The sequence below is a fragment of the Halorubrum orientale genome (assembly GCF_059623105.1).
In genome coordinates, this window is sequence record NZ_JBSPSR010000006.1 from 111990 (window position 1) to 126983 (window position 14994).

A 14994-nucleotide genomic window follows, 5' to 3' on the forward strand; every position below is an offset into this window, starting at 1 on the left:
AGCGGTGGATCGTCATCGGCCGTCGAGACCCACGACGCCGATACTAAAAGCCGTGGGGGATAGTCGGCGGCCGGGCGGCGGTTCGAGAGTGGATTGGGTCCGGACGGGGGATCACTCGGCGCCGTGGAGTGATCCCGCGTACGCGTTCCACCGGTCGGTGCCGTTCAGGATTCGCCGGGTGTCGGTCGTATCGAACGGTGCAGGCGCGCGCGCCACCGCCTCGGCCGCCGTCGGCAGGTTGTCGTCCGTGCGATTCGTCTCTGGCAGGTCGCCAGCGGCGATCTCGCCCGTTGTCTCGAGCGTCGATCGCGGGTCAGTCGTGTACTACGGATGCCACAATTTTTGATACGCCCCTATTATTAATAATCTTTCGTAATAGTCTCGTGCGCGTTTCGAGATTCTGAGAACGCTCGAAACGAGATTGCGACACCGTCCGTAGAGATGGGACATGGTCGAGACGAGAGCGTCCACTGGGTCGCGGTCGGCAGACGGCCGGCGGTTCGAGGTGTTCATTCGGGAGACCGAGTCGGAGTCGCCCCGGCACGTGGGTACCGTCAAAGCACCGACACCAGAGACGGCACACGAGGAGGCTGCCGCCCTCTTCGGGTGGACCGCCCGAGACATCTGGGTCTGTCCGGCGGAGTCGACACACCGGTACACCAACGAGCCGCTCGCTGCTGACGACGATACGGACGAGCAAGACGGTCATCACGGTGCCGATGACCCCAGCAGCACCCACGGCGTGGATATCGGCGGTGACACCGCAGGCGACACGAGAGAGCCGCACTCGGAGACGGACCGAGCAGTACCGGCACCAGAGTCGAACGAGGGACGCCGATGATCTCCGTGAGCAAGCTGCTGTGCGGGCTTGATGCCGAGGGAGACGGGCTCCGGTACGACGCGGCAGATGAATCCTCGAAGCCACAGATCACCGAGGACCGACAGCGACGACCGGTCGTGGTGTGGAACACGACCAAGCAGTGTAACCTCACCTGCGAGCACTGTTATGCCGGTGCCGACTGCACGCGTGCTCCCGGTGAGCTCTCGACGGCCGAGGGGCGAGCGCTGATCGACGATCTGGCCGACTACGGAGTGCCGGTGCTGTTGTTCTCCGGCGGAGAGCCGTTGGTCCGTGAGGACCTCTCGACGCTCGTCGCGTACGCCACAGACCAAGGAATTCGACCCGTCCTCTCGACGAACGGAACGCTTCTCACCCGCGAGCGAGCCCGCGAGTTGCGCGATGCCGGCCTCAAGTACGCCGGCGTCTCCGTCGACGGGCTCCGCGACCGTAATGACCGGATCCGCGGGCAGACCGGGGCGTTCGACGCCGCGGTCCGCGGGATCGAGGCGTGTCTCGACGTCGGCCTCAAGACCGGGCTCCGGTACACCATCACCGAGCACAACGTTGAGGACCTCCGGGGAGTCGTCGAACTCCTCGTGGATGTCGGCGTCGACCGCTTCTGTTTTTACCACCTTGATTACGGCGGCCGCGGCGCAGACATCGCGGACGCTGACCTCTCGCCCGAGGCGACCCGTGAGGCGGTCACACAGCTGTGTGACATGACCCGTGCGTATCACGACCGAGGCGAGGCCATCGAGACGCTGTTGGTCGGGAACTACGCCGATGCAGGCTACCTCGTTGAGTACGCCGCCCAAGAGATCGGCACAGACCAAGCGGCCGCGGTCCGGCAGTACCTCGAGCGCAACGGGGGCGACCCGACCGGCGAGCGTGTCGCCGACGTCGACCCCGTCGGAAACGTCCATCTCACACAGTTCTGGCAGGGATATGCTCTCGGCAACGTCCGTGATCGACCGTTCGGGGCGATATGGGAAGACGAGTCGAATCCGTTGCTCTCCGCGTTACGAGAGCGTAAAAGCCACCTCAAGGGACAGTGTCGTCGGTGTGCGTATCAGGACATCTGCCGAGGAGGCTCGCGACTCCGGGCGCTCGCTGAACACGACGACCCGTTCGCTCCCGACCCGAAGTGTTACCTCCGCGAGCGAGAACGCAAAGCAGGGCTTACGGCGGATCCCTCGACTGGTGAGTCGCCGGCAGACTAAGCGTCTCCCAGTGGTGTATCGACAAAAATCGACCGCGATGGGTCAGGACGGTGCGTGCATCGTCGGCAGCGGCGCGGCTCAGTCCTCGGATTCGGGCGTGGGCTCTGGCTCGGCTGCGCCCGTGTCGTCCTCCATGCCCTCCTCTGATCGAGCGGCAACCAGCGCGCCACTGGCGACGCTGTACAGCGGTTCCTCTGGCGAGTGAACCCCGCTTATCGAGAACGGGATGTTCGCGTCCGCGAGGTGGTCTGCAAAGAGCTCTTCGAACCCGTTCGGACTGGACGTGCCACCGGTGACGACGACGGGGACGTCGAGGCCTTCTTCGATGTCCTCTTCGTCGACCTCACGAGTGAGGTTCTCGATCACGTAATCGAGCATGTTCTCGTAGTAAATCGCGAGCGCGCCCTCGACGCCGCCGACGTCAGTACGGAAGTCGAGCTCGAAGTCGTCCTCTTTGATGCTCGTCACCTTATCGACCGGCGTTCCCGTCGCCTGGGCGGTCTGCTCGTCGATCCAGTCACCACCGCGGGCAATTGAGAACTTCATGACGGGGACGGCGTAGTACGCAAGACAGACGTTCGTCATCCCGGCGCCGAAGCTGACCCCGAGGCCGGTGAAGTTGTTGTCGGCGAGTTCAGAGTAAATGACCGCCATCCCCTCGTTGATCGGCTCGGGGTCGTAGCCGATGTCCCCGAGCATCGACTCCAGCGTCTTTTCGTGATACAGCGTCGTGAGCGGGGAGTCGATCGGGTCTGCTGGACTCGAGTAGAACAGCCGCTCGTTCGGCCGGCTCGGCTGGCCGACGACCTGCTCTGTGATGAGTTTGATCATCGGGATTGCCGAGGACTCATCACTCGAGAGGATCCCGCGCTGCATCGGCCGCCGTGTCTCCTTGTTGAAGATGTTCGCAAAGTTGAGCGCGTCGTCACCGACGACGTACACCTTGTCGTCTTTCCGAATGTGGAGCACGTCGCTGCGCGCAAGCATCTGTTCTGCCATGTCACTATACTCGATCTCGACGAACGAGTTGCGTTGCTGTACGAACACGGTCTCGGAGCCCTCTTGGCGCCCCGAGATGATGTTCATCGTCCCGACATCCAGGCCTTTGGCCATGGCCGCCCGTACCGCGGCTCACTTCATAAACGTTCGTACGACGGGCCGCCGTCAGGCGTGTGACGGTGCGGCCTTGATCCCGCGCAGTTTATGACTCGCCCGTTAGTTGACCGAATCAGCGTGGGTGACACACTCTGCGGGGCACTCGAACTCACCCGTCCGGCAAACTGCGTCGCCGCCGGCGTGTTGACCGCGACCGGTGCGTTTGTCGCCGGTGTGGGAGACGCGTTCGTGGCCGCCGGACTCGCGGTCGCGACGACCGTGGCCGCCGTCGCCGCCGGAAACGCGGTGAACGACTACTTTGACCGCGAGATCGACGCGATCAACCGTCCGGACCGACCGATTCCGCGCGGAGCGATCTCACCTCGTGGTGCCCGCTGGCTCTCGGCGGCGCTTTTTGCGAGCGCGGTCGGACTCGCGGTGCCGCTGCCGCCGGCGGCTCTCGGACTGGCCGCGGTCAACCTCGTTGCGCTGCTCACGTACACGACGGTATTTAAGGGAACGCCGGGCCTCGGCAACGTTCTCGTCTCGGCGCTTGTCGGGTCAACGTTCCTCTTCGGCGGCGCCGCTGTCGGCCGTCTCGACGCCCCGCTCGTCCTCGCCATCCTCGCCGCACTCTCGACACTCACCCGCGAAATAATCAAAGACGTCGAAGACACCGCCGGTGACCGCGAGGAGGGGCTTGCTACGCTCCCGATCGCGATCGGCAAGCGCCGAGCGCTGTGGGTGGGTGTCGGGGCACTCGGCGTGGCGGTCGCGGTCAGCCCACTGCCGTACCTCCTCGGCACCTTCGGTGCTGCTTACCTGGTCATCGTTGCGATCGCCGACGCGGTGATGATCTACGCGTGGTACGAGAGCTTCACAGACCCCGCGGCTGGCCGTGCCCACTTCAAGTACGGGACGTTCCTCGCGACGATTGCTTTCGTCGCCGGGCGGGCGGCACTGCTCGTGTGAACGCGACGACGGCTCGTCGACGCGATGGTGCGGCCGCTCGCGGCACGAGACTGTAGAAGACCGCTCGACGGCGGGTTCAGGTAACGGTCACGCGACGTTGAATCCCTTCTCGCGGAGGAAGTCCTCCACGCGACCCGAGTGGTTCCCCTGGAGCTCTATCGAGCCGTCCTCGACGGTGCCACCACAGGCGAACTTCGACTTCAGGTCCGATGAGAGTGAACTCATGTCCACGTCTTTCGGATCGAACCCTTCGATGACCGTTACCTCTTTTCCGTACCTGCGCTCGTCGATGCGGATGCTGATCTGCTGGGACTCTTTTGCGACGTCTTCACAGACGCAGAGTTCCTCAGGCAGCCCGCACGTCGAGCAGACTTCCGACATTACAGTGCGAGAGTACAGGGTGACCGTATTAAATAGTGTCGGGACCCCCCGAGACGGTCGATTTCGACCGTCTGATCGGGGCTGGCTCGAACGACTGAGACGACAACGGCAGTGACGTGCTCACCCCTGCGACCAGAGACGACCGAGAAGCGGCGTCGACTCGAGGGCGAGTCGTCGTACGGTTCGCTTCGCGTCGGCTGCCTCGAGACGGCTCACCGTCTCCGCGTACGCGGCCCGCTCGTACGCCTCTCGCACCGCATGGACCCGGTTGTCGACGCCGTAGTCTCGAAGCGCCTCGAGATAGGATCGCGGCGTCTCTCCTGGTCGGCGCGCCCGGTACCGGCGAGCGAGAAGCCGCTCGAGGTCATCGAAGGCCTGGTGCGCGTCGGCTCGTGGCGTTCGCGACCGATTGGGCGCCCGAAGCCGTACCGCGTGGTACGCTCGGTCGGTAACGCCGACACGGCGCGCGCTCGCCGCCACTGCGACGACAACAACCATCCAGTAGCCGACTGTTCTCGGAGCGGGAAGCGACGGTCCGCCCGCCGGCCCGGCTGTCCCGTCAGTCGGTACCGCCCCCGACCCAAACGCCGACGGGAACGGGTTCTGCTCGCCGGGTGCCGGGCCGCCCGTCCCGTTCGTCCCGACTGTCGGGCCGACCGACCCGTTCAACGCGCTCACATCGGTCTCGTTCGGCGCGGTCGCACCGTCTGCTGCCGGACGGTCAGCTGGCTCCTCTTCACGAGTCGTGACGATACCGCCTTCGGTGCGGTCGGTGTCGACGTCGCCGGCGCCGTCTGCCCGCGCTTCGGCGAGGCGCACGCGCTCAGCCTGGTCGCGTCCGGCCGCCGGCGTCGGGTCGAACTCGACCCAGCCGTGTTCGGGGAAATACACCATCACCCATGCGTGAGCGTCCTGTCCGCGAACGACGTACTCGGTGTCACTTACCGGCTGGCCGCTGTCGTAACCCGTCGCCAGCCGTGCCGGCACGCCCTGTGAGCGCAACATCACGGCCATCGTCGTCGCGAAGTACGTACAGTAGCCCGCATTCATCTCGAAGAGGAACGCGCCGGCAACGTCCCCGGTCGGTCGGTCCACCGACAGCGAGTAGGCGTACTCCCTAGCGAAGTACGCCTCCAGCGCGACCGCTTGGTCGTACGATGTCTCTGCGTCCGCCTCCTCGAGGATCGCTTCCGTGCGTGCCCCGACCCGGTCGGGTGTGCTCTCGGGGAGTTGCGTGTAGCGTTCTTCGATCGACGCCGGGTAGTCAGTACCGGCCTCGCGCAGGGATGCGGGTGGAGCGTCGACCACCCGGCTCTGGACCGTCACCGTCTCACCGGGACGAAGCGAGACGCCAGGGCGGACTGTCCCGCGCGCGTCGACCTGGGCTGTCTGTGCAAGCGGTCCGTCGACAGACACCGCCTGCCACGGCGCCGGGATCGTCTCCCGCTCGGTCTCTATCGTGACCGACGACTCGACGCGCGTCGACGCTCCTGGTGGGCCAGCAAGCGAGCCGTTAAGCGGAACCGTCTCTCCCGACCGTACCCAGCCGTCGCCGGTGTAGGTGTCGTACGAGCCGGTGTGCCAGTTCCGTTCCACGGGACTCGCTATCGTGAACCGAACCGTCGGAGAGAGCCGGGTCGTGCCGACGATGTCGAGCTCGTCGTCTTCGACTAGCGTCGACTCTATGGCCGGTGTCCCACGCTCGACCGCCCACGGCTGGGCCGCACCGGTAGGGACGAGCGTGACGGTCGCGCTCGCGAGTAGCATGACTGCGAGTATCGTCGCAAGCGTCCGTCCGTGGCTCCGAACTCCACAGGCCGCCGTCAGCGTCGACGTCCCCGCAGTGACCGCCACGCCGAGCACGCCGGTGAGCGTCACGACGGTGCCTGCATCACCGGTGAGTACGAAGAAGCCGAGCGTCCCCCCGGCAACGGCAGCCCCCGCAACGTGGCGACCACGTCCGGTGAGATACGCGGCGAGAAACGTCGGTGCTGGCGCGAACACGAGGACCCACACATCGACGAGGACGAGCCGGAGCACCGAGAGACCGGTAACGAGCGAAACAACGTCGAACGCGATCGCGGGAATCGACGCCAGCGTCACCTGACTACCGGGGATCGCCACGTAGTAGCCAAGGAGGCCGGTGCCGGCGAGGACCGCCGTCAGGCGGATAGCAATTCGTGGCGAAATGAACCGCGCGAGCCCGACGCCGAGACCGCCGGCGACCACGACGACCGTGAGGAGTCGGCTAGTCCCTCCGACGACGTCGGTGATCGAGGTGAACACTCGAACCACTGCCAGAAGAGCGACTCCGACGCCAACCGATGCGGGCGACGCGAGACCCGCAGGGAAGACGCCTCCAGGCCCGATGCCCGTGGGTACCGAGGCGGCCGTGGTCGCCGCGGCCGACGTGCTCGAGCGGTTGCTCACCGCGGCGTCCCCCCGCTGCCGGTCGTCGTCGGCCACGACTCCTGGGCAGTCGATCCGCGCGCAGTTGAGGCCACACCGGTCGACCCCGTCTGTGCCGCTCGCACATCGCTGTCCGCTTTGGGGTCGAGAGCACCGTCGGCGAGCGCGGAAAACGCGAGCGTGTGCGCTGGTGTCTGGATCTCCACGTCGCCGTCTGCGGCGACGAGTCGAACGTCTGGGGCGGGTCGTCCCTCAAGCGATCCTGGGTCAACTCGAGCTGCGGCCTCGAGTAGCACTCGTTTCCCACGCGGTCCGGGGTCGGCGGTGACGTCGTCGTGAGGGAGTCTGACGTCGACCCCGACACCGTCGTCGAGAAGCGCCACCCCGAGGCTTGCGATAGCACTCGCGAGCGCGTCTGCTGCGTCGTCGTCGGCCGCGAGCCGTGTCTCACCGGCAATCGAGACGCGACGCCGATCCGTCTCGGCGGCGAACGCCTTCACGACGAGTTCGTTCCGCTTCGCTGTCGTCGGCCAATGGACGTCACGGAGCGCGTCACCGCGGGCGTACTCGCGGAGCCTGTCGAACGCCTCGCGCTGCCGGCTCGCGTCGAGGCCCTCGCCGCCTGACAGCCGCCGCCGAAACCACCCGGGGATCGTCCGCACAGACGGGTACACGGTGACCGTGTCGCGACCAGTGAGGAGGAACCGCCGGCAGTAGAGGCCAAACACGTCGGTTGCCGTGATCTGAGCCGGACCGACCCGGTGGACCCCGCGCTCGTCGTAGCGGATGCGATACCGAGCGGGAGATTCGCCGACGGTCGTCCGTGCGATGGCCTCACCGGTCACCTCGGTATCAGCGTCCGCATCGACCGCGTCACCGTCACGCAGATCGCCACCGGTGCCGCCGTTGAGCGCGACCAGCCCGTCCGTGAGTCGGTCCCGCACGGACGCGAGGAACGGCCGGCCGACGTCAGTGCCTGGTGGGTCACCCGTGAACTCAGTCGCGACGGTGCGCTCCTCGCCGACGAAGCCGTTTGTGAGTCCGGTTCGACGAATGCCAGGCGCGTCTATCTCCCGAAGCTGAACGAAACCGGCCGCTAACGCGACGAGCCCCGGAACCACGACGGCGTTGAGCGACCGACCGCCGGCGGTGACCGCCGCAGCCGAGGCGACAAGACAGATACCGGTGACGAGCCGTCCCCGTCGCGTGAGCGAGACGCCGAACACGAGCTCACCCCACCGGAACGCGGTCGAGCGCGTCCTCGACGACGTCGCTCCCGTCCGCCGAGCCGCGTTCCGTCCGAACCCGATGTGCGAGCACCGTCAGCGCCTCGGTCTGTACGTCGTCGGGGATCACGTAGTCGCGGCCGTCGAGGACGGCGCGCACCTGCGCGGTCCGGACGAGCGCGAGGCTGCCGCGCGGGCTCACCCCGAGCGCCGCGTTGGCCCGGGTGTGCTCGGCGAGTCTGGCTACGTACCGCCGAACCGGCTCCCGGACCGTGACGGCGGCTGCGGTCGCCGTGAGTCGTCTGACGTCCTCCAGTGTCGCTACCGGCTCGACCGCGTCGACCGGATGATCGCCGACAGTTCGGTCGAGGATCGTCGCCTCGGCGTCGACGTCGGGGTACCCCAGTCGGATCTTCTTCGTGAACCGGTCGACCTCAGCAACCGGGAGCTCGTAGGTTTGGCCGGGCTCGACGTCGTTCTGCGTCGCGATTACACAAAAGGGGTCGGGCAGCGTTCGCGTGTCGCCGTCGGTCGTCACCTGCCGCTCTTCCATCGCCTCGAGCAGTGCCGACTGCGTCTTCGGCGGCGCGCGGTTGATTTCGTCGCCCAACACGACGTTCGCGAACACCGGACCAGGTCGGAAGTCGAACTCGTCGGTCTGCTGGTCGAACACGTTGACGCCGGTGACGTCTGCGGGCAGCAGGTCCGGAGTGAACTGGACCCGCTTGAAGGAGGCGTCCACGGAGCGGGCGACCGCCTTCGCGAGCGTCGTCTTCCCGACACCGGGGACGTCTTCGACGAGCAGGTGTCCGCGGGCGAACAGCGTGACGAGAACGTGTTCGACCGCACCCGACTTGCCGATGATCACCGACTCGACGTTCTCGACGAGGCGGTCGACGAGTGCCATCGCCTCGTCGATCGGGAGGGCGTCGCGGTCGGCGAGCGCCGGGGACACAGGCGGTGTGTCGGCCAAATTCGGGTCACTCATCCGTTGGATGGCTCTGGTATGCACTGGTCACCAGTCGCGTTTCGCTCGTATCGATACACGTAAACACGACACATGATTATGTGTTCGTATTGTACGAGGAGGATGGACATAGGCGTTCCGCCGGTAGAGACGATCGAGACGGTGAACCCGGTCAGACGGCCGACTCAACGATCGCGGACGTTACAGCCAATGGGGTCGCCAAACGACTCCGCGCCGGTGACGGGGTCGCGTTCGTAGGCCACGGAGCCACGAACGAGCGTCAGCTCGGGGAACACGCCCGCACGCCCCTCGAACGGGGTCCAGCCACACTTCGCGTGTAGTGCCCCGGCTTCGATCTCTCGCGACGTCGAGAGGTCGACGAGCACGAGGTCGGCGTCCGCCCCTTCGACGATACGACCCTTCTGCTCAAGTCCGAAGATCGACGCCGGATTCGTCGCAGTGACGTCACGAACCCGCTCGAGGGACAGCGCCTCGTCGCGGACCGACGCCAACAACAGCGGGAGCATCGTCTCGACGCCGGGCACGCCGCTCGGCGCATCGGTGAGCGTAGCCGTCTTCTCGGCAACCGTGTGTGGAGCGTGGTCGGTTGCGACGACCGCCACGTCGCCCCCACGGAGTCGGTCGAAGAGCGCGGCGCGCTGTGATTCGGTACGAAGCGGCGGATTCATCCGCCCGAACGTGCCGAGACGGTCGGCATCCGCTCGGGACAAAAACAGGTGGTGAGGTGTCACCTCACAGGTAGCCTCGATGCCGCGGTCCACCACCTCGGTTACCGCGTCCACGCCGGCCGGCGTCGACGTGTGTGCGACGTGTAGTCGCGATCCGGTGGTCTCGGCGACCGAGAGCGCGTGTTCGACGGCCGTCGCCTCCGCCTCGGCCGTCCGGTACGCAGACCACGCGTCAGCGTGTGCCGCCGTGCCGACGCCGCCGAGGTCGCCGTCAAGTGCCGACGCGTCGAACCGTGTCGCGTCTTCGGCGTGAACCGTCACGGGCACGTCGCGCTCGGTGGCCGCCGCCGTCGCGGCCGCGAACAGGTCGGCGTCAATCCCCATCTCGCCGGTGGAATCGGCGAGAAAAACCTCCCCGAGCGCGAGGATCGGCGCGTCGAGCAGTCCGTCGGGATCCCACTCCGGGGTGACGCCGCCGTTGATTCCGTAGTCGACGAGTGAGTTGGTTGCGAGCTGTTCTTTCGCGGCGACCGCCTCTGCGTCGATGGTTGGGGGGTCGGTGTTCGGCTGGTCGACGACGGTCGTCACCCCGCCAGCGGCCGCGCTCTTTGACCCGGTCGCCCACGTCTCTTTGTGTGAGCCGCCGGGTTCGCGAAAGTGGACGTGGACGTCGATCGCGCCCGGAAGGAGGTGGGCCCCCTCGGCGTCGACGACCCGTTCGTCTCCGACCGGGTCCAGGCCCGTCTCGACGGCGGCGATTCGTCCGTCAACAACACGGACGTCACGGACCCGCCCGTCGGCCAACGTCGCGCCAGTGATGAGCATCGGCGGGAGGTCGCGGCGCGTCGGGTATAAACCGTACCGATCCCGGTGTGCCGGGACGCTCCGATACGGTTTTGACCCGGCCGCCGGAACGGCCGATAGATGCTGTCCCGACAGTTCGTCCGGGAGAATCCCGAGACCGTCCGCGAGGCGCTCACGAACAAGGGCGTCGACGTGGACCTCGACCGAATTCTCGACGTCGACGCGGAGTGGCGCGAGCTCAAACAACGGGGCGACGACCTCCGTCACGAGCGCAACGAGGTCTCCTCGAAGATCGGCGAGCTCAAACAGGCCGACGAGGAGGCGGCCGCACAGGAGGCGATAGAGCGCTCTAGCGAGCTCAAATCCGAGCTACAGGCGATCGAAGCACGCGCCGAGGAACTCGAGTCGACGCTGGAGTCGGCCTTATTGCGACTCCCGCAGATCCCAGACGACTCGGTTCCGGTCGGCGCCGACGAGTCGGAAAACCAGGAAGTACGCCGCGAGGGATTCGAGGACCGCCGTGAGCTGCCGGCGTCGGTCGTGCCCCACTACGACCTCGGCGAGGCGCTCGAGATACTCGATTTCGACCGCGGTGTGAAGGTCGCCGGCGGCGGCTTCTACGTCGCGAAGGGTGACGGCGCCCGGCTCGAGCACGCGCTGATCCAGTTCATGCTCGACGTCCACCGTGAGCAGGGATACGAGGACGTGTTCCCGCCGATCCCGGTCAACTCGGCGTCAATGCGTGGCACCGGCCAGTTTCCCAAGTTTACCGAGGACGCCTACCGCATCGGCGGCGACAACACGGAGCCGTACGACAACGACGACCTCTGGCTGTTACCGACCGCCGAGGTTCCGGTCACGAACCTCCATCGCGACGAGATCCTCCTTGGTGAGGACCTCCCGCTGAAGTACCAGGCGTACACCCCGAACTTCAGAAAGGAGGCGGGTGAACACGGCACAGAGACTCGTGGGATCGTTCGTGTTCACCAGTTCAACAAGGTGGAGATGGTGAATTTCGTGCGTCCCGACGCGAGCGAGGAGCGCTTCGAGGGGCTCGTTTCGGAAGCTGAGGCGGTGCTCCAACGGCTTGGACTTCCCTACCGTGTCCTCGAGATGTGTACGGGTGACCTCGGGTTCACCCAGGCGAAAAAGTACGACCTCGAGGTGTGGGCACCCGCCGACGACATGGACGACGGCCCTGACGTCGGCGGCCGGTGGCTGGAGGTGTCGTCGGTGTCGAACTTCGGAGACTTTCAGGCACGACGGGCCGGGATCCGGTACCGCGAGGAACACCACGAGGCGGCCGAGTACCTCCACACGCTGAACGGGTCGGGACTCGCGGTGCCGCGGATCGTCGTTGCGATCCTCGAGTACTACCAGAACCCCGATGGAACCGTCACCGTCCCCGAGCCGCTCCGCCCGTACATGGGCGGGACGGCGGTCATCGAAGGCCACGACTCCGTCGGCGAGGAGAAGCTCGGCGACCAATAGCCCTGCGCGCAGTCACGGGGTGACTGGCATCGGAACCGGCCGTACTGGATACCCCCGTGAGAGTTCACCGGCTACTCGAACGCGAGGCGGACCGGATCTCCGGCGTCAACGTCGCCCACGTCGACGACGTGTGACCCGGCCGCAAACCCTTCGTGGAGGTGCGTGTACGTGCGGTCGACGGCCTCGACGATGACGGCTGTGTCGCCGACCACCGGCATGAAGTTCGTGTCACCGCGCCACCGCGGGACGACGTGGGTGTGGAGGTGGTCGATCGAGCCACCGGCGCCGTCGCCCAGGTTGAGCCCGGTGTTGAACCCTTCTGGTTCGATCTCGTGTCGGGTCGCCGTGATCGTCGCCGCCTTCAGTCGCGCGTGGTCGCGCATCGTCGCGTCGTCGAGTGCGGGCCAGTCGTCGACGTGTGCGTCGGGAATCACCATCGCGTGCCCGGGGTTGTACGGCGCGTTGTTCAACAGCACGTAGTTGTGCTCGCTGCGGGCGACGACGCGAGCCTCACGGGCGTCCGCGCGCTCGGGGAGCGCACAGAACGGGCAGCCATCGATGGGGTCCGCGTCGCGTTCGACCCACTCGATGCGCCAGGGGGCGTAGATCTGGTCCATGTCCGTTTGACGCCCCGGGGGCGCTTCAATGTCTGGCGTCGCTGTCTGCTACGTGTTGACCTGTTCGAGCCGGCTGGTGACGGCCATGGTTCCCAGTCGAGTGAGTGTCGGTCCGGTCTCGCCGTCGACGACGAGACCATCCTCGCGGAGGTCATCGAGGAGCATTGTTGTCCGGCTGGCGTCGTCGGTGACGATAGCAGACAGTGGTGCCGCTCCGCCGGCCGCATGGATCGAGACGAGGATCTCGAGTGCCTCCGGCGAGAGACAGACGTCGTCAAGATCCTCAAGGACGGCTACGTACTCGCGTCTAAGGTACCGACCGAGGATGGTCATCGACCGGGACTTCGGGACGGTGACAATCGAGGTGACGGTTTGGCGTTCTGGAGCGTGCCGGAACACGATCGCCGGGCGGCGCGTGCCGTCGATGGTCCAAGTCGTCCGGTCGTAGTCGACGACCGACGAGAGGTCCACCGTCGTCGCTCGGTCGCGGCCGGCAAGCGTGATCGACCCGGCCGCGATCGATATCGTCGCTGGACGATCTTCGCCATCAACGACGCGGCCGCCGATCGCTGCGGGATGTCTGACCGTGACAGTCACGTCAGCCAGAAGCGTCGCGAAGAGGAGGGTGACGAATCGGTCGATGTCGTCGGGTTCTCCCTCGACGAGGGCGGTGGCGCGAGCGTCACCACGTTCGTACGCGACCGTCACGCTGTCGCTGAAAAACGTCTGGAGGTCGCTGGGGACGGTGCCGATAGCGACGTCGAACACCGAGGTGAGCGGAATCGTCGTTCGGTCGTCACCGGTAGCGATCACGAGCCGACGCCGGCTCAAAAGGACGCGGCCCGAGACTGGCTCCTCGCTGTCAGTCTTCGGCGTCACCGCTCGACCGATGAAGTCGGCCACGACCGCCTCGCTCATCACACAGCGCTTCGAGCCATCTGTTCTTGAGTGTTCACCACAAAGTATCAGAGTTGATAGCCCGTTTGCGTGGCGACCGGATTCGCTGGATTTTCGCCTCCTCACCCCACGTCTAGACCGAAATACGATCCGATAGACGAGACGAACAGCAAAGCCTAATGATGTGGGGGCCGAACGATCCAGTGATGCCCACAGTAGAATACCTCAACTACGAAGTGCTCGACGACCACGGTATGTCGATGGACGACGACGACCTCTTCGACGAGGCGGCAGCAGCCGACCTCAGCGAAGAGGACTACGGGACCCTCGAGGTCAACCAAGGCGAGTACATCCTCGAAGCGGCCGAGGCACAGGGCTACGACTGGCCGTTCTCGTGCCGCGCCGGCGCGTGTGCGAACTGCGCGTCCATCGTCAAGGAGGGCGAAATCGAGATGGACATGCAGCAGATCCTCTCCGATGAGGAAGTCGACGAGAAGAACGTTCGACTCACCTGTATCGGGAGCCCGGCCGCCGACGAGGTCAAGATCGTCTACAACGCGAAACACCTCGACTACCTCCAGAACCGCGTCATCTAAGCGCGGTCGATCCGATCGATCCGATTTTTTGACGCTCGTAGCAAAACCCGGGAGCAACGCGACTCACACAGAGGCATAGCCGAGTAATGCGACGCACACCAAGCGAGGTGCCGAACGTCACCACGCCGACCAAGCGGTCAGCGTCTCATCACGCGCGTACAGCCGCTTGAGGTCTTTCGCGTACGCGAAATCACCCGGGTGATCCAGCTTCTCGTGTCGGTACGCTGGGGCGTCATCACGGATCTGTAATCCCTCGATCGAGAACTCCTCGTCGCCGAACTCGACGGTCTCGCCGACCTCGAATTCGGTGTCGCCGGGAACGGTCAGCCGGAGCGATCGGGTTTGATCGGCGTCGCCGTCCTTCGGGTGGAGGGTGACGTCGACGGAGACGTTGTCGACGGCGCGGGTCCACAGCGTCTCGATGTCGTCGGTCGGTGCCTCCTCGACCCGTCGTTCGGGGCCGAGTTCGATACCCGTTATGCGCACCTCCATGAGCGCCTCGGGCGTATCGACGACGAACTCCTCACCCGTCGCAACCGTGCCTGCCGTCGGGACGGCCATCTCCGTGGTAAACGACTCGGCGTCCTGTGAGACGACGATCGTAAGGTCGGTCGTCTCCGGTTCGACGATCTCGGTTTTGTGCGTGTGATCACACTCGGTACACCGGACGGTCGCGTGTCCGCCGGGACGTATCACCTCGTGGACGGTCTCCGCCTCCGGCGAGCACGACGGACAGACGAGCCCGATCCGGTCTCCAGCATCGGTCATACGCCATCGTATCCGCCGCGC

At 65.9% G+C, this 14994-nt stretch carries 14 protein-coding genes; 5 read left to right on the forward strand and 9 right to left on the reverse strand.

Annotation, left to right across the window (positions count from 1 at the left end; genetic code table 11):
• The first annotated feature begins 448 nt into the window (after positions 1–448).
• Entirely contained in the window at positions 449–841 is a 393-nt protein-coding gene (locus ACWUI7_RS07360; RefSeq protein WP_496641569.1) for an Htur_1727 family rSAM-partnered candidate RiPP, read from the forward strand.
• Positions 838–2061, forward strand: a complete 1224-nt coding sequence (locus ACWUI7_RS07365) for a TIGR04347 family pseudo-SAM/SPASM protein (RefSeq protein ID WP_496641570.1) — start codon at positions 838–840, stop codon at positions 2059–2061. The genes ACWUI7_RS07360 and ACWUI7_RS07365 overlap by 4 nt, the downstream gene beginning before the upstream one ends.
• Before the next feature lie 78 nt (positions 2062–2139).
• Here ACWUI7_RS07365 and ACWUI7_RS07370 read toward each other — a convergent pair whose 3' ends face one another.
• Complete coding sequence (locus ACWUI7_RS07370) at positions 2140–3174, reverse strand: disk-shape morphogenesis protein volactin (RefSeq protein ID WP_496641571.1); 1035 nt, start codon at positions 3172–3174, stop codon at positions 2140–2142.
• Between the two features lie 120 nt (positions 3175–3294).
• On the opposite strand from ACWUI7_RS07370, the gene ACWUI7_RS07375 reads away from it, so the two are divergent.
• Positions 3295–4128 (forward strand): geranylgeranylglycerol-phosphate geranylgeranyltransferase, encoded by an 834-nt coding sequence (locus tag ACWUI7_RS07375; RefSeq protein ID WP_496641572.1) that lies wholly within the window; start codon positions 3295–3297, stop codon positions 4126–4128.
• A gap of 87 nt (positions 4129–4215) precedes the next feature.
• Here ACWUI7_RS07375 and yciH read toward each other — a convergent pair whose 3' ends face one another.
• From yciH to ACWUI7_RS07400, 5 genes are all read right to left on the reverse strand, one after another.
• Complete coding sequence (yciH, locus tag ACWUI7_RS07380; protein ID WP_496641573.1) at positions 4216–4509, reverse strand: stress response translation initiation inhibitor YciH; 294 nt, start codon at positions 4507–4509, stop codon at positions 4216–4218.
• A gap of 120 nt (positions 4510–4629) precedes the next feature.
• On the reverse strand, positions 4630–6975 hold the full coding sequence (locus tag ACWUI7_RS07385) for a transglutaminase TgpA family protein (RefSeq protein WP_496641575.1): 2346 nt from the start codon (positions 6973–6975) through the stop codon (positions 4630–4632).
• The gene (locus tag ACWUI7_RS07390) at positions 6936–8144 is read right to left on the reverse strand and encodes a DUF58 domain-containing protein (protein WP_496641576.1); all 1209 of its coding nucleotides are present in this window, start codon (positions 8142–8144) and stop codon (positions 6936–6938) included. Before ACWUI7_RS07390 ends, ACWUI7_RS07385 begins: the two co-directional genes overlap by 40 nt.
• A gap of 4 nt (positions 8145–8148) precedes the next feature.
• A complete protein-coding gene (locus ACWUI7_RS07395) occupies positions 8149–9132 on the reverse strand; it encodes an AAA family ATPase (RefSeq protein ID WP_496641577.1) in 984 nt (327 codons plus the stop codon).
• A 164-nt stretch (positions 9133–9296) separates the two neighbouring features.
• On the reverse strand, positions 9297–10625 hold the full coding sequence (locus ACWUI7_RS07400; protein WP_496641578.1) for a dihydroorotase: 1329 nt from the start codon (positions 10623–10625) through the stop codon (positions 9297–9299).
• Positions 10626–10724: 99 nt separating this feature from the next.
• Between ACWUI7_RS07400 and serS the strand changes: the two genes are divergently transcribed.
• Entirely contained in the window at positions 10725–12095 is a 1371-nt protein-coding gene (gene serS, locus ACWUI7_RS07405) for a serine--tRNA ligase (protein WP_496641579.1), read from the forward strand.
• Positions 12096–12166: 71 nt separating this feature from the next.
• Here serS and ACWUI7_RS07410 read toward each other — a convergent pair whose 3' ends face one another.
• Both ACWUI7_RS07410 and ACWUI7_RS07415 read right to left on the reverse strand, forming a co-directional pair.
• Entirely contained in the window at positions 12167–12712 is a 546-nt protein-coding gene (locus tag ACWUI7_RS07410; protein ID WP_496641580.1) for an HIT family protein, read from the reverse strand.
• 48 nt (positions 12713–12760) lie between these two features.
• On the reverse strand, positions 12761–13630 hold the full coding sequence (locus ACWUI7_RS07415) for a CheF family chemotaxis protein (protein WP_496641581.1): 870 nt from the start codon (positions 13628–13630) through the stop codon (positions 12761–12763).
• Between the two features lie 185 nt (positions 13631–13815).
• Here ACWUI7_RS07415 and fer point away from each other — a divergent pair, with 185 nt between their 5' ends.
• Complete coding sequence (gene fer, locus ACWUI7_RS07420) at positions 13816–14205, forward strand: ferredoxin Fer (RefSeq protein ID WP_496641582.1); 390 nt, start codon at positions 13816–13818, stop codon at positions 14203–14205.
• 117 nt (positions 14206–14322) lie between these two features.
• Here the strand turns inward: fer and ACWUI7_RS07425 are convergent, their stop codons facing one another.
• Positions 14323–14973 carry an HVO_0476 family zinc finger protein gene (locus ACWUI7_RS07425; protein ID WP_496641583.1) on the reverse strand — a complete coding sequence of 217 codons (651 nt, stop codon included), beginning with the start codon at positions 14971–14973 and terminating at the stop codon, positions 14323–14325.
• Positions 14974–14994 lie beyond the last annotated feature (21 nt).